The organism is Bacillus nitroreducens, from assembly GCF_964021195.1.
Map to the genome: position 1 here is coordinate 544,892 of NZ_CAXHYI020000001.1, position 21,355 is coordinate 566,246.

The following is a 21,355-nucleotide window of genomic DNA, read 5'->3' on the forward strand; positions in this document are numbered from 1 at the left end:
CTACATTTCATTACTAGGCACCATATTTTTCGTCATTTCGATTACTTCTTCAATGGAAAGGTCTGGATTTTCAATAATAATCGTATAGCGTAATCCATTTTCATCCCAACTAATTGCATTGATAAAATCATCATATTCTGCATTTTGACCACGCACCTGCCATTTTCCAGGATTAATCTCCGTTCCAGCCTCTTCAGGTGTTGGGAAAACAGAAACCAATACAGATGGAATCCCTTCATGTAAATAATAAACAGTAATCTCTGGACGATTGATTATACCCTGTAGCATCTCAACTTCAACGTTATCAATCGCAAGATCTTCTTCTGCAAATACTAGGAATTCTTGTTCTAGTGTGTTTTGAGCTTCCTCTATTGTTCCAAATTTGGGCTCAATCTCAGACTCAATCGGGGTAATGGTTACACTTTCAGGAATATCTAGAGTGAAAGTGTCTTCCTGAAATTCCGGTGAGAAATCAATCAAACTATACTCCACCTCCGATTTTGCATCTCCTATTACAGATGTTAATTTCACGATAAACCATGTTTTTTGGTCCACCCAAAGTTCAATTTCACCTAAAAAACTACTATCTGTATTTGGTGTAGCTTTCAAATGATAGACATTTAAATCTAAAAATTTTTCTTCACCAACAATATCATAATCATGCGTTTCTTTAATGGAGTCTAACATCGTCATGAGCTGTTCTTTAGGTGAAGATGTAAGTGCTGGAATTCCATCATCTGAAAGGTCCATACTGAATGCCTGTTGACTACTTGGTTCATAGGAGATTAGCTTATTTCCATCGTTTAATGCGTATGATTCCAAATTACTTTCTAGTGATTTGGTAACCATTTTTCGTTTTCCATCCTTAGCTGCATATTCTTGAAAGCTAATATCCTCCGTACCTTCGTCAAGTGTTGTTAACTTCATGATCCCTTCTCCATAATAAGAAAGCTTATCTTCCTTTGCGGACAATACCTTTGAAACAATTTCTTCAGACGACATCGCCATCTCCCCTTTACAACCTGCTAAGAGGCCTATTAGTAAAATCATCGATAAATAAACTAGTGTTTTCCTCATTTTTTTCAACCTTCCTTTATCCAACAGGCTAGTAATGTCCCTACGTTTTCACCTGACCAGATTTTAATTTTTCCTTTTTGTTGTTCCATTAACATTTTGGCAATACTAAGCCCCAGACCAGAACTTCCACCATTATTCCTAGCCCCTTCTGCTTGATAGAATGGATGAAAGACCTTATCTATTTGTTCTTCGGGAATTCCTTTACCTTCGTTTTGGATCAGGATAACAGTACCCTGTATTCTCCATTCCTCAAGATCCTCAGAAAATTCATTAAATACCCAGTCTGGTAGTTTAGTGTTGTTTGAAATGGCTCCAAGCCAAATCTGACCTCCTTTTTCTGTATGACGGATTGCATTCCCCATGAGATTATCAACAATACGCACCATTTGCTTTGGATCTACTAGGTAAGTTTCACTAACAGATTGGGTAACAGTTAATGAAACTCCTTTCCGATTACATGGTTCCTCATAGCCCGATAACAACATATCAAAATATTCTTCTCCGTCCACTTCAACAAGTTCTGTTTGTTGCTTGGAGGATTGCAGTGCTGTATAAACAGTTAAATCATCAAGCATCTGTTTCATATACTCAAGCTTTTCAAATAAAATATCCTTATATTCCGTTCTTTCTTGTTCAGATAAATTTTCATCGTTCTGTAGAGCTTCGGTATAGGCGCGAATAACAGTTAAGGGCGTTTTTAAATCATGTGACAAAGATGCCACAATGAATTCTTTTTCTTTTTGTTGAACAGCTAGTTCCTCACGCGTTTTTTCTATTTGTGCTTTCATTTTCTTGAAATGTTTAATTAACTCTCCTATTTCATCATTCGATTTACGAATTTGAGTCGACAGTTTCTCCCCATTTGCAAAAGCCGTCATTTGTCTTTGAAGATGACTTAATGGACGATTCAATTTTCGATTTAATAGTATGACAACAACGACATATAACAGGACAAAAAAGATACTGAAAAACACAGCTAAATAAATGTAACGGTTATTTACCCCTTCAATCCATTCTTCTCTTGCGATAGATATTTCAAAAATACCAACAATTTTTCCTTGATCAAAAACGGGCTTTTTCAATGAATAAGTACGAGAGTTCTTTTGAAGCTCATTTAAATTTTTGTACAGCTGTTCGAAATTTATCGTCGTGAATCCATATGAACGTAGTTGTGGTAAACTCGTAAATACAACAACACCATCAGAACGATATAATGTAATCTTAATAGCTTCACTCGTTAGAGCTTGAACTTTGTCATACTGTTCCTTATGTCCGAGTTTGTATAAATTCGGATCCAATAGTTGCGGTTCTATTTCTTCCATTCTATTGTTCATCTCAACGTATTCAACAAACGCTTGGCTTTCGTCAAGGTTACTTAAACTGACATACAGGATATAAAGAGCCACAACTGGAAGCAACATCACTAGAAAAAAACTAATCATCAACCATTGTTTAATCTTCATAAAAGTTGCTCTCCAATAAACCGATAGCCGACACCCCAGACAGTTTGGATAAACTTAGCTGAGCGCGTTTCATCCGCTAATTTTGTTCGCAAGCTTTTAATATGAACTGTAACCGTATTATTTCCATCCACATCCTCCTGCTGCCAAATATGCTCATAGATTTCTTTTTTAGAAAAGGTTTGTAAAGGATTTTTTGCTAATAAAAATAATAGCTCCCTTTCTTTTGTACTCATTTGGACAATTTCTTCATGTAAGTAAATGAGTTCATTCGTAAAATCAATCGACAGGCCATTCATATAATGAATGCGATTTTCATTTGAGTTTTTATTGTTATATCGTCTGTACCTTCTTAAATGAGAACTAATTCTTGCACTCAGTTCCTCCAGACTAAATGGTTTTGTTACATAATCATCTGCTCCAAGATTAAGCCCTCTTATTTTGCTTTCATCCTCATTACGGGCACTTACAATGAGGAGAGGTATTTCACTTTCTAATCGAATGGTTTTACACAATGTATACCCATCCATCTCGGGAAGCATTAAATCAATTAAGGCAAGGTCATATTGTTCCTGTTTAAAATCTTCCCAGCCTTCTTTTCCCGTAGATGCCCAGGTCACGCTATAACCTACTTTTCGTAAATGATCACAAACAATACGGGCAATTTCCTTATCATCTTCAACAAGTAAAATTTTTTCAGGTTTTTCCATGGATAACCCCTCTTTCTATCTATTTACATTATAAAGGATGTTTTATTGAACAAATTGAATTTTTATAATTACTTAATAAAGTGAAACTTCGATCAGTAGGTTTTTCATTCCAACTGATTGTTAGATGGGGTCTTCACGTTGTGGGCAACAATACCACTCAAACGTAGCATTTTTAGACTTTGTTCAAGTATTCACCATTAAGGGCAGTTATTCCCCACCATGCTTCTTAGAATTTTTGAATTAAGAGGTGGGGATTATACTGGTCCGTTAGAAGTGGGATAACTGTTGAATGTATATTTAAGGACGTTTTATTAAACAGTAAATAAAGTGCATGACTAAACAGAAGAGGTGATGGTTTTGTCGAAAAATCAAGGTAAGAATATTTTACCTCCACAGCACCAAAATTCTCAGCCTGGTGTAGAGTCAAAAATGGATCCAAGGCCAGTCTCTGAAGATTATTCTTATCAAGGGAGTAACAAATTAAGAGATAAGGTTGCCATCATAACAGGTGGAGATAGTGGAATTGGTAAAGCAGTTGCGATTCATTATGCAAAAGAAGGGGCCAATGTGGTCATCGTTTATTTGAATGAACATGATGATGCAAAGGAAACAAAGCGACAAGTAGAGGAAGAAGGGCAAAAATGCTTACTTCTTTCAGGTGACATCGGTGACGAAGCATTTTGCGAGGAGATTGTAAAGAAAACCATTGATACATTTGGACAATTAGATATATTGGTCAATAATGCAGCTGAACAGCATCCACAAAAAAGTATTACCCAAATCACTGCCGAACAGCTTGAGCGAACATTTCGAACCAATATATTTTCCTACTTTTATTTAACAAAGGCTGCCCTGCCCCACTTAAAGCAAGGGAGTTCGATCATCAATACTGCTTCCGTAACGGCATATAAAGGGAATGAACAGCTTGTTGATTATTCTTCAACAAAAGGAGCCGTTGTTTCCTTTACTCGTTCCCTTTCCATGCAATTAGTTGGAAAAGGTATCAGGGTCAATGGTGTTGCCCCAGGCCCTATTTGGACACCACTTATTCCCTCAACTTTTCCAAGTGATCAAGTGGCACAGTTTGGGTCAACAACACCGATGAAACGACCTGGTCAACCCGAGGAAGTCGCACCAAGCTATATTTTCCTAGCAAGTGACGACGCTTCTTATATGTCAGGACAAATCCTTCACGTTAATGGGGGAGAAATTATTAATGGGTAAAAACAAAGCATCATCCTGTGTGGATGATGCTTTGTTTTTTATTTTGGTTTCCTTTTTCCGTTTCGTCTTTTATTAAGATAAATGAATCCAACCATTAAGATGGGTACGATAAATACAAGAACAAATAACGTATAATTAATTTTTGTCGTATCTCGAACAACAAACACTTCAGAGACATCACGTTTTACAACAACATTGAACACATCATCAATAGGACGAATAAGATCCTCCGTAATGAGTCCAGTCAATTCCTTGTCTTCTCCGATTTGATCTTTCGTTAACGTAAAGCTTTGTGTTTTTGTTGTATTATTTATCGCAACAAATGCTTTTTCCCCATCATACTCCCGTTTAAAGACGAGTAGCCCTTTATCATTTAACACTAATTCAAGGGACCCTTTCGTGAGTGCGGGGACTCCTGATCTAATTTTTGAGAGTAAGGTAATGTACTCAATTAACTCTTCGTCTGTTCGAAAGTCCATTAAACCGAAGTTGTCTGGAGGCTCGGTGCCATTTAATGCAATTTCCGTTCCATATAACACCATAGGTATACCTGGTGTAGTGTATAGATATGTTAATGCTGACTTAAGGCGTGGTGCTGGATGCTCATTTGCTTCTACAGCCAAATGTGTAAATCGTACAGTATTTTGATTATCAATGTAATGAATGAAAGTGTGCTGATTTTCAAATTCTCGCGCTTGATCCCATGCTTTTTCTATATCGTTAAAAGTTTGATCTGGAGTACTAAATTTTGTAATTTCCTCATATGGTATCATGTTCAAAACGGAATCTAAACCAGCTGATTCAAGTTCAGGAAGATTATTTACCCCTAAAGATTCTCCGATTAATAGAAAATCTTCTTTTGCTGTTTTAAGGGCGTTAGACAGTGATGTAATAAAATTTGGTGAAATACCTTCGATAAGATCTAGCTTATATCCATCAATATCGGTTTCTTGTATCCACCACTGGGCTTTATCGATAAATTCATCATTAAGGATTTCACTATTAGAACCGTTTCCAAGATCGAGCATGACCTTCATTCCATTATCATGAGCAACATTTACAAGTTGATTTAAATCCTCAATCGTGCCATAACGTTGATTGATTTCATTGATGTTTTTCACTTTATATGGGTAAAATGTTGCCAAATCATTTTCAAATACTGGAGATAATAATATCGATGTAAAACCCATTTCCTTTACATGGTCCAGTCTGCTAATAATCCCTTGAATATCTCCACCATAATAAGCATTTGGGTTGGATACATCCACGTCGAGGTCATTCGAATGATCTCCATTGTTAAAACGATCAACCACTATGTAATAAATACTTTCTTCTTTGTTCGAATTTGATTCTTCAGCTACAGCCAATATTGGGAGAGCGAAAAATAGCAGAAATGGAATAAGCAAAGCCACTTTGTATCTCTTTTTCTTCATTATGTAACTCCTATCCTATTACTTCTTAGTTTTATCATACTTTAAAGTAACCTTTTCCCCTTTCAAAAGTCAAATAAAGCCTTGTTTGTTCATATTTTGTACAAAATTTTTTCCCTTCATTTATTATTAAGAGCTATTTCGTAACACTTTTTTAAAGCAGAGTCTTGGTAAAAGTATTTTTTACTATATTTTCTTTCAGTGTTCTATGATAAACTAATATCGTTTTCAATTAGGTTCTTGAAGGGATGATGACAGCTTGAACACTTCGGTGAATACCAGAAAGCTAACATTGTTTGCGTTAACATGGCCCATTTTTATTGAATTGTTGTTGCATATGTTAATGGGGAATGCTGATACCCTTATGCTCAGCATGTATTCAGATAACTCGGTTGCCGCAGTTGGGGTATCCAATCAAATATTATCATTAATCATTGTCATGTTTGGGTTCATCGCGACAGGTACAGCTGTTTTAGTAGCCCAGTATTTTGGAGCAAAAAATGAAAAAAGTGCTGCTGAGGTTGCGGTTGTGTCGATCTTTGCAAACTTAGCATTCAGTCTTATTCTTAGTCTTTTTGTTTTTATATGGAGTAAGAAGTTATTGCTACTAATGGATTTACCCATGGAACTAATGGATGAAGCTGATAGCTACCTAAGAATCGTTGGTTTATTCTCCTTCCTGCAAGCATTAATCATGACAATTGGAGCTGTCATCAGAAGTTATGGTTTCACCCAGGATACCATGTATGTGACGATTGGAATGAACATCCTTAATGTAATCGGGAACTATATTTTCATTTTTGGACCGTTCGGATTGCCCATTCTCGGGGTTGAAGGAGTTGCGATTTCTACATCATTTAGTAGATTAGTTGGTTTACTTGTCATCATCATTCTATTAATAAAACGAGTAGGCAAAGAGCTGCCATTCAAAAAGGTATTTACTTTACCAAAAGTACATATTCAAAATCTACTCAAAATAGGAATACCGTCTGCTGGAGAACAACTTTCATATAATTCTTCACAGATGATTATCACATATTTTATTACGATTATGGGAACACAGGCGCTTACAACGAAAGTTTATGCACAAAATTTAATGATGTTTATTTTCCTGTTTAGTATTGCCATTAGTCAAGGTACACAGATATTAGTTGGACAGATGATTGGTGCTCGTCAGATTCAAGATGCATATATGAGAGCAATAAAAAGCTTAAAGCTAGCGATTATGATTTCAGCAGTTATGGCGATTGTCTTTTCAATCTTTAAAGATCCACTTCTATCCATCTTTACTGACAATCAAGACATTATCAAAACAGGCGGTATCCTCATTCTGTTAACCATTATTCTAGAACCAGGTCGGGCATTTAACCTTGTTCTTATTAATGCATTAAGAGCAGCCGGGGATGTGAAATTACCAGTTTATATGGGAATACTTTCAATGTGGGGACTATGTGTGCCAATTGCATATGTGCTTGGCATTCATTTCGACCTAGGATTAATAGGTGTTTGGATTTCTTTTATTGTGGATGAATGGGTTCGCGGCATCGTCATGCTTTGGCGATGGCGTTCTCGAGCATGGCAAAAGAATCGATTTGTTACACCCGTCGATAATTCGAATATAACAGCCTAATTCCATTAAGGCTGTTTTTTTGTATGTAAAATACCTTCAAAAAAGGAAAAATTCCATGGTTATAATTTTCCATTCTTTTGTCTAAACAGAGGATAAAACGATTTTCAAAATACTGTAGCAATGGATGGAGGACTTTGCTTTGGATTTACATCAACGTCTTGGCACCATAAAGGAACAAAAACGCTCTTTTATAACTGGTACAACTGAATGTATTAACGACCAATGGATCTTTTTTGATGCAGAAACTGATGAAGCGTCGATGCTTGAAGAAATGATTGGAAAGGAAGTAGAAGTATTCACTTTGAATAGGTGGGAAAAAGGAGTTTTTGTGGAAGATGGGCTTATCCAAATGAGAAGTTATTATTACAAACTCGATAATGGAGATTGCCTTCGTTTTCGCAAAAAATTAAACCTTGCCTATAAGGAATTGTTGGAAAGTTTCACAGAAGAGCAATTTTTACGGTTTACATCTACTTTAAATGAACTTTCATTTTCATTATATGATTGCATTTATTGTCATAATCAATTGATGTACCAACCCGAACATGTGGAAAATGAAGGGGTAAACTTTATCCTGTTTGATAATACGGAAATACTTATGTCTGTACACCATCACTTTTCACGAGGCAAGCTAAAGAAGGATCGGTTCGAATTCACCTTAGCAAATGGAAAAAGGACAATTTTATCAACACTGTGTAGATAAAAAAGAAATTGGGGCTGGATGTATAAAAACATAAACAGCCCCTTTTATTTTCACATTACTTTAAGTTTTTCTAATCCCTTTTCAAACTCTTCACTCTTCATCGGCCTATCAATATAAAATCCTTGCGCATAATGGCACTGAAGTTCCTTAAGTAATGCAATTTGTTCATCGGTTTCAACGCCTTCAGCGACTACTTTTACAGCTAGTCCGTGTCCCATCGTAATAATAGCCTTTACAATGGCAATATCTGATGTATTGACTTTAAGATTATTAATGAAGGTTCTATCAATTTTCAGATTATTAATAGGCAAATCTTTTAAATACCCCAGAGATGAATAACCTGTACCAAAATCATCTATCGATACCTTAACACCTAGTTTTTGTAATTCTTTCATTACACAAACACTATGGGTAACATTCCGTAGCATTACGCTTTCGGTAAGCTCTAGCGTTAAATATTGTGGTGGGAGACCTGTCTCTACTAACACTTCTTTCACTTCATTTATAAAACTCAGTTGTTGGAACTGGTTCGCAGAAACATTAACTGAAATCGTTAGATGATCATACCCCATGTCATGCCATCGTTTATTTTCCTGACATGCTTTTTTCAACACCCATTTCCCTATCTCATGGATCAGGCCCGTTTCTTCAGCAAGTGGTATGAATTCACCTGGTGACACAAGTCCTAGTTTAGGATGTTCCCATCTTATCAGAGCCTCAGTCCCATAGATTTCGCCACTCGATAAATCGATTAAAGGTTGAAAACACAAATGAAATTCACGCTTTCCAAGGGCTCTTCTTAAATAGCCTTCAAGCTCCAATTGATACAAAACTTGTTGATTCATCTCTGTAGAGTAAAATTTCATCTTGTTCCCACCTTGCTTTTTCGCAAGGTTCATAGCAGTATCCGCATGTTTGAATAATAACTCAGTTGTCATGCCATCGTCTGGGAATAAACTTGCTCCAATGCTTCCCGTTAGAAAAAACTCCCGAGCCTCATACATAATGGGCTTGGAAATTACATGCAATATTTTTTGACCAAGGTCTGCTATTCTTTCAACTTCAACATCATCTGTTACTAAAATGGTAAACTTATCTCCACTAAATCTCGCAAGAAAGCTGTTGTTGGAGAGTAGCTCTTCAATCCGGTTTGCTACCTCCTTGAGGATAATATCACCCGCGTAATGTCCAACAGTATCATTAATGATTTTGAAACGGTCTAAATCAATAAAAAAGATAGATAGTTTGTTATTCTTCTTTTTCTTTGACATTTTTTCAACAAAATCATTTACCTGTTTTGTAAAATGCAAGCGATTGGATAAACCTGTCGCTGAATCAAAATAGGCTAAGTACGCTGCTTTTTCCTCTGCCTTTTTCTCAAAATAATCCTCTATTTCTTTTAAGGATTTGTGCATCGACTCTGATAACGCTAATAACGCCTGTTTCCCTTTCGTTTCTGGTATTGAAAGAATAGCAGACTTTAGTTCGGGTTCAGTGAAAACAGTAAATGTAATCACTACACTATTTGTTGCACTTGTTTTATTCTGTAGTTTGTTCCCAGGCAACGTTTCGAGCATTGTTGCATGCGGAATCTTTTCTTTTAATCTTTTTACAACTACTTTCAAAAATTGTGTTTCTATATAGTCAGTAAAAATTTGGATTAGTACATTATTTTCTGCAGTAAGATGATGTTGCTCTACAACCTCTTCAATATCATTCACGTTATTACAAACTATACTATAGGTTCTCATAATGAGATTCACCACTCTTTTTCGCTCATGAAGTATGTATACCTATCCATAAGATAGCATAGATTCTTGTCGAAAAACATAGAAAAAAAGAAAAAGCCACCATAACTGGTAGCTTTTTTCACATAAGGATTAAGAACCCCAAATACCTAGTGGAAGTCTCATCCCCAATGCTATGGTTAAGACTAACACAATGATTAATAATGCCCAAAATAGTCCATTTGGTTTTCCCTTACTAGAACGTGCTAAGATCATTTCCATAAAACCAATTGTTAAAATACCTAGAATTGCTTTTCCTATGTATTCGCCGTCAATTTGCACTCCACCAAATAACAGTAGGAAGCCTGTCGCTAAAACGAATAAATAAAATAAACGTAAAATCATTTTAACAATTTTTTGCGCCTTTTCTTTTCCTGCCTTATTCAAAATAGTTGCTGCTACAACAAACAGGATAATAGCAACTGCCCAAGAAGTAATATGTGCATGAGTATTCACTGTCATGAACTACTTCCTCCTTTATATCTTTTCATTCATGGAATATCATAGCATGTTTGGGAAAAAAATAAAAAGGTTGTACCAATTCTTTTTCACTATGGGCATAGTAAATATGTCTCTTTTGTGACAGTAAAGTCTCTTCTACTTTATTCTGTCTTGTTTCAAAGTCCTTATAGAATTTCCGTGACATCTCCACCTTTTAAGGATCGTAGTGGATCAAGCCTGTTTCCTAGTCCAGCCGATTATGTTTACTTTAAATACCATTTCTTTCTGACTTAAAAACCTCATGATCTCCTCTTGTTTTTGTTACGTTGATATATGTAGTCTAACCAAACAAACTCTATTCCATCTTTACTAATTTTGTAGAACTTTGTATGTTTTTGTAACTTTATTAGAGGTTTTAGCGAAGTTGTTTTAATCCCTGTAAAGGCAGGTATAATAAAAGTACAAGCTCTGTATATACTACTTTTGTATGAGGGCACTTATTTTTTTGTACTATAAAAAAATGGAGAAATGAAAATGTTCATGTTAAGAATTGCAATTGAATTAAAGCGCCGAAAAATGACTTCATTAGCAAATCGGCATGGCTTTACTGCTTGGGAAACAGTAAAGTGTAGTCAGGAATTAGACCATTTATTGAATACATACCAAAAGTCGAAAGAAAGAAAACTTAAAATGGTCAATTAAAAAGGCTATTCGCTTAACGAATAGCCTTTTTACGTATATCTACCTTCTGAGCATATGTTAAGGTTCTCCACATCCATTCGAATGGACCGAATCTGAATTTTTTTAACCAAAAATAACTTAATACAATTTGAACAATGAAAATTCCTACGGTAAGAAGAAACCCTTCAAATGGCTGGACCTTTCCATATAATCCGATCCCGTATCCATAAAACAATAAGGTACAAACGATTGATTGAAATAAATAATTACTTAACGATAGTCTACCTACAAATGTTAGTGGCGTTAACAACTTTTTCCAAAATGGAAGCCTCATTAACAGTACTACTGAGGTTGCGTAGAAAATGGCAGTTCCTGGGCCACCAATCGTATCCTGCAAGTAATCCGTCGCAGGATTTTTTGCTGTGTAATAAGGTAGCAGTTTCATAGGAACGCCGATTAGAAATGATATCAGCCAAAGAATTTTCACTTTTTTTATATCCTCGTCACGGCCTTCAAACCATTTTTTCTTTGCGATAAAAGCACCTAACAAGAACATTGGTAATAGTGTAATAATTAAAGCAAAGATACTTGTTACGTTATTAGCATAATACCAATCTTGGAATCTTTGAATTGTAATTTCCCAGAACCCACCATTTGCATACACTTCAGCCGATTTTAAAGCAAGCTGTTCATTGTATAAGACAGAATTTAAATTTGGCTCAAACATAACAGCTATCAGCATAAGTCCGCCGATGAGGATGTTTGGTACAAAAATAAGAACTAATGCCCAAATTAAAAGCGTAATTGGCTTAGCCTTATGGAATAAGAGCAAAATAGTTCCGACTATGGCATACGTTATTAAAATATCTCCATGCCATACGAAAAATGCATGTAAGCATCCAAGAAGCAGTAGCACAATCAATCTCCTTGTAATTAATGGTGCAAATGAATATCCTTTCGCAACCGCCCTTTCTTTAAACATGATCATACCAAAGCCGAAAAGAAATGAAAACAAGGTGTAAAAGCTTGCTTGGGCAAATATGTCAATAAATTTATTTGTCCATTGATTGATTTCACCGCTCCACCACTCTTGCGGATTTAAGTATAGTACAGGGGAAAAAAACGAAGGCATGTTCACAAGGAAAATACCTAAGATCGCAAGTCCCCTTATAACATCAATGGAGTGAATCCGTTCTGCTCCCATGACAGGTGTTAAACGTTCATTACTCATTATGACAACTCCTCACATTTTTACCTATATTCGATTATAAGAGAAACAATTTGGAAACACTAGGAAATTTATTAAAAAAACATACATCAACCACCCGCAGTTATATGTCAAAATCACATTTACTGGGCAAATTACATAGAATAAAAAAACTGTTATTATTCAAACCAATTCATGTCTCTATTCGTAATTTATCAAATTCGGATTATAAAAGGGTGTATAGTATGCCAGCAATTGTAGGAGCCGTAAAAGTAAATAGCATTGGGAATAGCAGTGTAATGAATATTGGAGATGTTTTTCAAATTTCCCCATCCAGTACAGCAAAGACATTTGCAGGTGCAGGTTCGTTTAATACTGGAGATGGGCTTCGAATCTATAATAATCAAAGTGTAACAAACACTTATGATACAGATAGCATTGACAGTGTAGTTATTGGGAATGCATGAGGAGGGTGATCTAATGAACTTTTATATCAATCAAAGTATTTGTATTCATACTTTGCGAGTCGGTAGTGTTAGCAATTCATCTGTTTTACAGATTGGGAGTGCAGGACTTATTAAACCCGCTTCTCATCTCTATAATACAGGAGGATTTACTGAACCTGCCCCAGAATTTGAAGAAGAGACTCCCCCAGTAGAGGCACCTGCTGTCCCGTTGGTAGCTCCCACTCAATCATAGGCATTCACCCATTACTCCTTTTATGCATAAGGTACATTATCTTATGTTTGGAAAGGGTGAATGCTTTTGTACTCATATCCTTATGATCTTTCCCCTTATATTCGGAGTCTCTATTCTTATATTGAACAGCAAAACCAACGCATTTCACAATTAGAAAAAATACTCATGAACATACAAAGTGAAATAAATGAAATGAAGAATACCCCAAAAACACATATTGACAGGATTGAATATAAATTTGATCAACTAAAGGTCGAAACATTGGAAGGGACATTAAATATTGGATTGAATCCAGTGAACGGTGAACAAATTGAAGATTTTGCAGTTTCACAAAATAAGATGAATATTCCAGACATTCGACATACTCATAAAGATTTTATTCAGGAAATACATGATGAAGTAGACGCATACTTAAATAATGAATGTTCATCATATATCCAGAACATGTTAGAACAGAAAAGGACATCACTTCCAGATGAACATGTCCAGTTTATTTTGGATGATATCCGTAAACAAATCGTCGACCGGATCATTTTTTATCTAGAACAAAAGCAAGCTGAACTCCAAGACCCAACACGGCAACTCGATATATACCAAACTACGGTAGCCAGAATAAAAACGGATATTCAAAATTCCATAGACGCGTATCTTACTAACTTCCCAAAAACTATGAAGGAGGAGCAGGATTCATGAACTTTACTGTAGTCAATAAAGAAATCCATGTTGGACATATCGATATTGTCGGTGTATCTACGTCATCTGTGTTTATTATTGGGGACGCGAAGACGATCTCATTGGCTTCAGCCTTTGATACACCACCTGAATCTCTTATTATCGGTCCATATGTCCCACTTGCCCCGCAAGGATGATGGGATATGAAAAGAATTTCAGTTGTCGATTTCATTAAAGTGAACTCCCTATCGTTTAGCAGCATCCTAGAAATTGGAGATTCAATGAAAATCAAGCCTATCTCCAGTGCACTTGCGGTTCAACGGGAAGTTCCTTTGTTTTTTACAAATGAAGGAGACTTTTCACAATTCCCTATTTTTTCAAGGGACCTTCCCAAAGTAGAAGTGACGGAATCAATAAACATGAGGATATTCAATCAAAATCCCATTATAAAAGTGAATTCCATACGAATTGATGGGGTTTCGTCAGCTGGTGTTATGCAAATTGGTTCAACGGAGACTATTCATACTGAATCAAAAGTGAAACATATCCGTAAATTACTTGATCAGCAATCGAAAACGTAAGCAGGTAACGAATTCTTCATTTTTTTCATAAAGTAATAGTATGAGAGAAGGTACTTTAAATAAGTTGTTTAAAAGGATGAAAGAATATGCCCTCAGTTGTTGGACCTATTAAAATAATCAATGTTGGCGGTGGAGTAATAAATTTTGGGGACTCCTTCTATGTTTCACCTAAGGAGTCAGCGAAAACTTATTCGGGATCAGGTTCGTTTAATACAGGTGATTTTATCTGTACCAATAATGGCTTGAATTCGACGAATACAAATGATGAAGATTTTGCAGATCAACTCATCAAAAAGAATGCATAGTAAAAAATGATTTAGCATGAGAAATTGAAATAAAAAACATCAACTCACTTCCAGTCCTTTTAGCAAACGTCTATTTCAGTAATTCGTGTAGAAGTACGACAAGTACAAGATGAGATGATCTAGCTCAATCACATTTTTATTGAGTAGGTTAGTCCTAACGTGACTAGTTAATTACGTTAAACAGAAAAAAGGCCATTGCTGGCCTTCAGGCTGTCGAGAAAGTCTCGACAGCCTTTATTCTTTTGATACACTTTACTAATTCACCGCATTAATATGTTATAATATAGTTAATAAATTAGGGTTGGTGATATTGTGTTAAATACTAGGGAAAATACACAAAATGAAATTGAATTTGTATCAATTGACGAGCTTGTTCCAGATAACCATCTGTTACGAAAAATAGATAAATACATAGATTTTTCTTTTATAATTGAGAGAGTAAAACCTTACTACTCTGAAGATAATGGTCGACCTTCGATCGACCCTCTTGTTCTTTTTAAAATGATGTTTATTGGATATTTTTATGGTATCCGTTCCGAAAGACAACTTGAACAAGAGATAAAACTTAATGTCGCATATCGTTGGTTTTTAGGTCTCAGATTTAAAGATCCTGTACCACATCATTCCACAATAAGCTGGAATCGCCATAAGCGTTTTAAAGATACAGACATCTTCCAAGAAATCTTTGATGAAATTGTTCTTCTTGCAATGAATCACAAAATGGTTGGCGGAAGAGTCTTATTTACGGACTCCACTCATCTCAAAGCTAATGCGAATAAACATAAATTTACAAGGGAAGAAGTTGAAGTAGAAACTCGTGAATATTTAAATGAGTTAAATAAGGCAATTGAAGAAGATCGTGCTGAACATGGAAAAAAGCCTTTAAAGGAAAAGGAGGAGGTGAAAGAAACAAAAGAGATTAGAGTAAGTACCACAGATCCAGAAAGTGGGTTTATGTCGCGAGACAATAAGCAAGAGATGTTCTGTTATTTAGACCATCGGACAACAGATTTGAAGTTTAACATTATAACTGATGCATTCGTAACTCCAGGTAATGTCCATGATTCAATACCATATCTTAGCCGTTTAGATCGTCAAATCTTACGATTTAACTTTAATGTGGAAGCTGTTGCTCTTGACTCTGGATACTTAACTAATCCGATTTGCAAAGGATTATCAGATCGTAAGATCTTTGGAGTTATTGCCCATAGAAGGTATCAACCAACAAAAGGACTCTTTCCAAAATGGAAGTTTAAATATAATAAAGAAAATGACATTTATGTTTGTCCAAATAGCGAGGAACTAACATATCGTTCAACTACAAGAGAAGGTTACCGAGAGTACAAGTCAGATCCCAAGAAATGTTCAACCTGCCCTCTTCTTGAACAATGCACTAGATCCCAGAATAAGCAAAAAGTTGTTACTCGTCATGTTTGGGAAGATCATAAAGATAAGGTGAGGCTAAATCGCCTCTCTCCAGAAGGGAAAATTCTTTATAAGTTTAGAAAAGAAACCGTAGAGCGAAGCTTCGCAGACTCAAAAGAGCTGCATGGGCTTCGCTACTGTAGGTTACGGGGAATTAAAAATGCTAGTGAGCAGGTATTACTTACAGCAGCCTGCCAGAACATGAAAAAGATTGCCAACCACCTAGCCAAGCAAGGCTAGATGGTTGGGAGTGATATTTTCAAGATTTTTGATAAAGAATAATGTCAACTTACAACTACAAAAACCACCGAAAACAAAAAGTGTAGAGAAAAAATACCCCTTTCTCTACACTCTGAAGGCCATTGCTGGCCTTTTTCTAAAATTTCTATAATGTTTCTAATCTAACTATGGTCCCTCTACCAGATGGTTCCGCTGGTTCAACAATGAGACGCTTTGGTAGTCTAGCTCGTAATTCCTGAACGTGACTAATAACGCCTACTGCTAGCTGCTTGGAATGCAGTTTCTCAAGTGCGGACACAACTGTATCCAGTAAATCAGCATCCAATGTTCCAAACCCTTCGTCTAAGAAGAAGAATTGTAATGGGTATTCGCCCCTTAACTGAATTTGTGCGGATAAAGATAACGCTAATGCCAATGATGTTAAAAAGGTCTCTCCACCAGAAAGTGTAGTGACAGGGCGTCTGACACCACCATTTGCATCATCCCTCATAATAAATCCACCCTGTGAATCAACCTCAACTGCATAGCGCTGCCTTGTTAAAATGCCAAGACGCTCTGTGGCATCGAGGCTCACTTGAACAAGCTGTTCCTCTGCAATGAATTCTACGAAGCTATTTCCTTTAAATACAGATTGCAGTTTGTGATATTGCTCGACTAATTTCTCGAGTTTCTTGCGTCGTTCTTCTAGTTCACTGAAACGTTCATGTTTTTCTAACAGTACTTGGAGAGCTTTTACGGCTGCCCCCTTCGCTTCTACTGCTTGGTTTAACATCTCTTTCATTTCCTGACGAACTTTTTGGATCTCATCCCATTTATTTTGACTCAGTACTTCATCTTTCAATAAATCATTTATTTTTTGTATATCTGTTTGAATTTGCTTGTAATGATCCCAATATTGCTCAATTTGTAGTTGAAGGTTTTCTAGTTCATTCTTAGTAAGAATCGAATCCTTCACATCTGAAATTTGCGTAAAACTGGTTGACTCAAGTGCTTCGGTCCACTTAATTGTTGCCTTTTCACTTCGTTTCTGCCAATCTTGTAGTGATTGTAGGGCCGCATGCGTCTCATTTTCTAACTTTTGGCATGCTGATTGAATTTGTTGCCACGCTTCGTATGCATGGCCTTCCGTTTCTTCAAGATGCTTTATCATTTGCTCCGTTTCTTCAATAAGTTGGTCAATATTGTTATTCCCTATTTCATTTACAAATTTTTCTCTCGCTTCGGTTAGAGCTTCCCATTTCCCTTTTAACGTTGAAGTGATTTCAACAATCTGACGTTCAAGTCTATTACACTCATCTTGGTATTTATCCTTCTCTTTTTCTTTTTGTTCAAGAATCTTAGAATCATTTTCAATCTCAACTGATAGACTTTGTGCCAATCTATCATTTGTTGAAATGACCTTAAGTTTTGCTTCAATCGCATCAATTTCAAGTTGTGGGAAAGCTGTTTTCCAATCCATATACTGTTGTTGTAATTTTTCATGTAGGTTTAATACACGTACTTGTAGTTCTTGAAAAGAATTTTTTTTATTTTCCATCATCTGTTCAAGTTGACTAACTTGCTTTAGTGAATCTCTTATATTTTGAATTGCTTTTCTACCTGTTTCTTTTAGTTTTAAATAATCTTGTTGCAATGATTTTTGTTCAACATGAAGGAATTGTAGTTTTTCGTTTAGGTCTTTGATTTCATCCTCAAGTGGAATCTGACTACCTTGGACAGGGATATTCATTTGTCCTGGATACTCCTGAATTAGGCCATGGGATATCTGCTCAAGTTTCAGTTTTAACGTAGAAAACTCTTGTTTCATATCTCTAGCTGCTGTGATATCATCTGTAAGTTTTTCAATTTGTGTTTCAATTTCTTCTCCATGGTCCTCGTGACGAACTGGATTTGGATGATGGCTTGAACCACAAACAGGGCATGGTTGGCCCGCTTGAAGCTGGCTCGCAATTTGTTTAGCTAGATTTTTCCTACGATTATCCTCTAGTTCTTGCTTTAATGTAGATAGTTTAGTTTCAGCAACTTTAATTACCTTTTCACTTTCCCTTTCTCGTTCACAGACTGCTTCATACGTGGAAGCATTTTTTAGAAAAATAGCTTCTAATTTTTGTTTATCCTGAGCGAGTACATCATTTTTGGTACGAAGCAATTCTTGTGTTTGTTCAAGTAGAACACGGCTCTTTTCTAGCTCGTCTTTTTGTTCCTTAAGGTTTGTATCTGTAAACATAATCGATTGTTTCTGGCTGTATGCTTTTTGAAGTTCATCTCGATCTTCAGCTGAAACAGTTAGCTGCGAAAGCTGTGCTTTACGCTCCTTTTGTTTTTCAAATTTCTTCGTAATAGATACTGTGATTTCCTCTATTTGATTTTGTTTTTCACGGACAAGAGCTTGTAAGCTATTTACTTTTTTCTGTAGTTCACTAGCTTCTCTTTCAAGGGTTAATGCTTTCTCCTGCTCAACCTTTGCATCTGTCAGTTTTTGCTTTTTAGTTAGAAAAATTGGTAACTTTTCTGTCTTTTCTTGACGGGCCTGATGATACTCTTTCGCCTTTATTTCATTTTCTTCTTTTTTGATAACTAATTGGCTCTGTATGGATTGATAAAGTTTTGTTGCCTTTTCAAGTTCTTCCATCGCCGTTTCATATTCTTCAAGGTATGGAAGAATACGAGACGCAGTTTCCGCGTTTTTTAGTTTATTTTCTAATTGAAGGATTTTTGGTTTCTCTTGTTCAATTTCTGATATTTTTTTCGTTAGACTGTCCTTCTCTATTTGCCATTGCCAAATATTTTTATACTTTTCAAATTCCTCTTCGACCTTATTGAGCTCATTTTGGCGTTTTTCGAGAAGTACTTGAGATTCCCTTAATTCTTGTTCCGCGGCTTTAATGGCCTCTTTTGATGCATCACCAAGACCAGATTGCTCAGCTGTTACTTCGTTAAGTTCATTTTTTGCTGTCGTTACCTTATTCTTAAGTTTTTTATTGAGCTTATCCCCATATTGCTCAAGATTAAATAGTCGCTGTAGCATTTGTCTTCGATCGACACCTTTAAGTGATAAAAACTCAGCGAACTTTCCTTGTGGCAATACAACCGCTCTCGTAAAATCGTCAATGGTTAATCCAAGTAATTCCTGAACACTTTGATTGACCTCCCCGATTTTATCAGCAAGAACAACAGTTTCTTCCCCAACTTCAATGATTCTGCACAATGAAGATTTGAGTTTCAAGTCATCTTGACGTTTGAAACTTCGCTCTATCATGTATCGTTTGGCTCCATTTGCGTTTTCTAATTCAAATGTAAGAGAAACATGAAGCTGTTCTTCTGCATGATTAAGAATACCATGGGTGTTATTAGAGGCACGTTCTACCTTACCGTAAAGGGCAAGTGTCATCGCATCTAAAATGGAGGATTTCCCACTTCCTGTCGGTCCAAAAATCCCAAAAACGCCCCCCTCACAAAGGGAACCAAAATCAACAGTTTGCTTTTCACGGAAGCTATGAAGTCCTGCTACTGTTAGAGTAATTGGTTTCATGCTTCTTCACCTTCCTCATCTACCTCGTCAGAAATCAGTTCTAAAAATAGTTTTGTAAGCTCTGGTTCTGGTTGTGCACCGCCTGTTTGTTTTTCATAAAAGCGTACAAATAGTTCATCGATGGGAGTATTCGTTGTAGAAGTCCGTGCTGCTTTTTCTTTTTCTAGGTCTTCAAATATTGGTCGAATGTGAATAAGTCCACTATGGTGCTTCCGTAATCTATGAATCTCTTCAATTGATAGAGCATTCTTGACATGAATTTCTAAATCAATCCATGCGTTTACGTCCTTGCCTTCATCTAGCCATTCGTATACTTGTGCTAGCCCATCTTTTGCTTTCCACCTTACGAGTGGCTTCCCACTTGATAAAAACACCTCAGACATTTCAATTTCTTGGCCAGGTTTTGCATCCAAGATGGTCACAGACTTTGCATATCCAGCTTCTGAAAAACTGTAGGCTAAAGGTGAGCCTGAATATCTGGCTACTGTGTTTGCTCGAGAGACCATTTGAGGACGATGTAAATGTCCTAATGCTACATATTGAGCGGCTTCTGGAAGACTTGTAGCCGCAACGGTATAAGCTCCCCCTACCTCTATTGGACGCTCAGAATCGGTGCTGCTTCCACCCGTTACATAAATATGACTCATTGCCATATTAATTGTTTCAGGTGTAAAGGATTTACTCATTTCTTGGAAGATACCTTGTATGCGTTGATCATATTTATCTCGTAGCAATAATTCTTCATGTGAATCGGATAACACTTCTGCTAATCGTGACTCGGACGGGTATGGTAAGGCTGCTAATTTCAGCGTTTCATTCGTTGTAGGAACATAAATGGTCTGTACATCCATAGTCGGTAGTCCAAGTAACTGAATTCCCTGCCCTTGGGCAAGTGGTGAAGCTGCCGACAGTCTGTCTGGATTATCATGGTTTCCGGCAATAATCGATACTGGTCGATTTCCCCCGTTTGATAGACGAGAAATACTTTCATAAAATAATTGCTCAGCAGCTGCTGGTGGGTTTACAGTATCAAATGCATCTCCAGCCATTAATACCACATCTATTTTTTCTTCTTCAACGATTTTAACAAGCTCGTCCAGAAATTGCGCTTGCTCTGTTAATCTACTTCTTCCCTCAAGTGATCGACCTAAATGCCAGTCTGCAGTGTGAAGAATTCTCATCAGGAAGTCCCCTTTCTTAACCGAAATTCAATACTATTATTTTAACATAGGAGGTTGTATAAGATTGGTAGAGTTAATTGGTAACTTTTTTGGAGCGATTTTGTTTTTTTTATGTCATCTCAAGATTTTACACATGGCAATTATACGATCTATTAGTTGAGAATCGTGCGATAGTTCGATTGTCTGGATTTCAGTTACAATGCCGTTATATACCGTGTAATACAGTTGCGCTCATTTCATTTATCGTTTCACAATAGCCTGATATACCGAGAAGTTCTGTTGCAAAATACCAGTTAGCGTCCCAGACGACCATGATATTCCAACTCTACGCTTGCTCTGGCATCAAAGATATTTTTGTCTTATACATAGT

General features: G+C 36.4%; 20 protein-coding genes. 11 read left to right on the plus strand and 9 right to left on the minus strand.

Features of this window, described 5'->3' with window-relative positions; translation table 11 throughout:
• Genes ACWPVE_RS02700 through ACWPVE_RS02710 form a run of 3 tightly spaced genes read right to left on the minus strand, consistent with a single transcriptional unit; the run spans position 1 to position 3,247 of the window.
• Complete coding sequence (locus ACWPVE_RS02700) at positions 1-1,077, minus strand: LolA family protein (protein WP_453990521.1); 1,077 nt, start codon at positions 1,075-1,077, stop codon at positions 1-3.
• 5 nt (positions 1,078-1,082) lie between these two features.
• Positions 1,083-2,540, minus strand: coding sequence for an ATP-binding protein (locus ACWPVE_RS02705; RefSeq protein ID WP_453990522.1), 1,458 nt, complete (start codon positions 2,538-2,540; stop codon positions 1,083-1,085).
• Complete coding sequence (locus ACWPVE_RS02710) at positions 2,537-3,247, minus strand: response regulator transcription factor (protein WP_453990523.1); 711 nt, start codon at positions 3,245-3,247, stop codon at positions 2,537-2,539. The genes ACWPVE_RS02705 and ACWPVE_RS02710 overlap by 4 nt, the downstream gene beginning before the upstream one ends.
• Positions 3,248-3,598: 351 nt before the next feature.
• Here ACWPVE_RS02710 and ACWPVE_RS02715 point away from each other — a divergent pair, with 351 nt between their 5' ends.
• Entirely contained in the window at positions 3,599-4,471 is an 873-nt protein-coding gene (locus tag ACWPVE_RS02715; RefSeq protein ID WP_453990524.1) for an SDR family oxidoreductase, read from the plus strand.
• Positions 4,472-4,509: 38 nt separating this feature from the next.
• Here the strand turns inward: ACWPVE_RS02715 and ACWPVE_RS02720 are convergent, their stop codons facing one another.
• Positions 4,510-5,904: an alpha-amylase family glycosyl hydrolase gene (locus tag ACWPVE_RS02720; RefSeq protein WP_453990525.1), complete on the minus strand. Its 1,395-nt coding sequence runs from the start codon at positions 5,902-5,904 to the stop codon at positions 4,510-4,512.
• Positions 5,905-6,160: 256 nt separating this feature from the next.
• Here ACWPVE_RS02720 and ACWPVE_RS02725 point away from each other — a divergent pair, with 256 nt between their 5' ends.
• Complete coding sequence (locus ACWPVE_RS02725) at positions 6,161-7,531, plus strand: MATE family efflux transporter (protein ID WP_453990526.1); 1,371 nt, start codon at positions 6,161-6,163, stop codon at positions 7,529-7,531.
• A gap of 139 nt (positions 7,532-7,670) precedes the next feature.
• A complete protein-coding gene (locus ACWPVE_RS02730) occupies positions 7,671-8,234 on the plus strand; it encodes a DUF2777 family protein (RefSeq protein ID WP_453990527.1) in 564 nt (187 codons plus the stop codon).
• A 50-nt stretch (positions 8,235-8,284) separates the two neighbouring features.
• On the opposite strand, the gene ACWPVE_RS02735 is transcribed toward ACWPVE_RS02730, so the two are convergent.
• Entirely contained in the window at positions 8,285-9,985 is a 1,701-nt protein-coding gene (locus ACWPVE_RS02735) for a putative bifunctional diguanylate cyclase/phosphodiesterase (protein WP_453990528.1), read from the minus strand.
• A 129-nt stretch (positions 9,986-10,114) separates the two neighbouring features.
• Positions 10,115-10,483, minus strand: a complete 369-nt coding sequence (locus ACWPVE_RS02740) for a YisL family protein (RefSeq protein WP_453990529.1) — start codon at positions 10,481-10,483, stop codon at positions 10,115-10,117.
• 513 nt (positions 10,484-10,996) lie between these two features.
• Here ACWPVE_RS02740 and ACWPVE_RS02745 point away from each other — a divergent pair.
• A complete protein-coding gene (locus ACWPVE_RS02745) occupies positions 10,997-11,164 on the plus strand; it encodes an aspartyl-phosphate phosphatase Spo0E family protein (RefSeq protein ID WP_453990530.1) in 168 nt (55 codons plus the stop codon).
• Positions 11,165-11,177: 13 nt separating this feature from the next.
• On the opposite strand, the gene ACWPVE_RS02750 is transcribed toward ACWPVE_RS02745, so the two are convergent.
• Positions 11,178-12,374 (minus strand): DUF418 domain-containing protein, encoded by a 1,197-nt coding sequence (locus ACWPVE_RS02750; protein WP_453990531.1) that lies wholly within the window; start codon positions 12,372-12,374, stop codon positions 11,178-11,180.
• A 221-nt stretch (positions 12,375-12,595) separates the two neighbouring features.
• Here ACWPVE_RS02750 and ACWPVE_RS02755 point away from each other — a divergent pair, with 221 nt between their 5' ends.
• From ACWPVE_RS02755 to ACWPVE_RS02785, 7 genes are all read left to right on the plus strand, one after another.
• The gene (locus ACWPVE_RS02755) at positions 12,596-12,817 is read left to right on the plus strand and encodes a spore germination protein (RefSeq protein WP_453990532.1); all 222 of its coding nucleotides are present in this window, start codon (positions 12,596-12,598) and stop codon (positions 12,815-12,817) included.
• Positions 12,818-12,830: 13 nt separating this feature from the next.
• Entirely contained in the window at positions 12,831-13,049 is a 219-nt protein-coding gene (locus tag ACWPVE_RS02760) for a spore germination protein GerPB (protein ID WP_453990533.1), read from the plus strand.
• 66 nt (positions 13,050-13,115) lie between these two features.
• Entirely contained in the window at positions 13,116-13,742 is a 627-nt protein-coding gene (gene gerPC / locus ACWPVE_RS02765; protein ID WP_453990534.1) for a spore germination protein GerPC, read from the plus strand.
• A complete protein-coding gene (locus ACWPVE_RS02770) occupies positions 13,739-13,918 on the plus strand; it encodes a spore gernimation protein GerPD (protein ID WP_453990535.1) in 180 nt (59 codons plus the stop codon). The genes gerPC and ACWPVE_RS02770 overlap by 4 nt, the downstream gene beginning before the upstream one ends.
• Before the next feature lie 6 nt (positions 13,919-13,924).
• On the plus strand, positions 13,925-14,302 hold the full coding sequence (locus ACWPVE_RS02775) for a spore germination protein GerPE (protein WP_453990536.1): 378 nt from the start codon (positions 13,925-13,927) through the stop codon (positions 14,300-14,302).
• A gap of 86 nt (positions 14,303-14,388) precedes the next feature.
• Entirely contained in the window at positions 14,389-14,607 is a 219-nt protein-coding gene (locus ACWPVE_RS02780) for a spore germination protein (RefSeq protein ID WP_453990537.1), read from the plus strand.
• A 312-nt stretch (positions 14,608-14,919) separates the two neighbouring features.
• Positions 14,920-16,272 (plus strand): IS1182 family transposase, encoded by a 1,353-nt coding sequence (locus tag ACWPVE_RS02785; protein WP_453990053.1) that lies wholly within the window; start codon positions 14,920-14,922, stop codon positions 16,270-16,272.
• A gap of 145 nt (positions 16,273-16,417) precedes the next feature.
• On the opposite strand, the gene ACWPVE_RS02790 is transcribed toward ACWPVE_RS02785, so the two are convergent.
• Both ACWPVE_RS02790 and ACWPVE_RS02795 read right to left on the minus strand, forming a co-directional pair.
• Complete coding sequence (locus ACWPVE_RS02790) at positions 16,418-19,804, minus strand: AAA family ATPase (protein WP_453990538.1); 3,387 nt, start codon at positions 19,802-19,804, stop codon at positions 16,418-16,420.
• Positions 19,801-20,985: an exonuclease SbcCD subunit D gene (locus tag ACWPVE_RS02795; protein ID WP_453990539.1), complete on the minus strand. Its 1,185-nt coding sequence runs from the start codon at positions 20,983-20,985 to the stop codon at positions 19,801-19,803. The genes ACWPVE_RS02790 and ACWPVE_RS02795 overlap by 4 nt, the downstream gene beginning before the upstream one ends.
• Positions 20,986-21,355 lie beyond the last annotated feature (370 nt).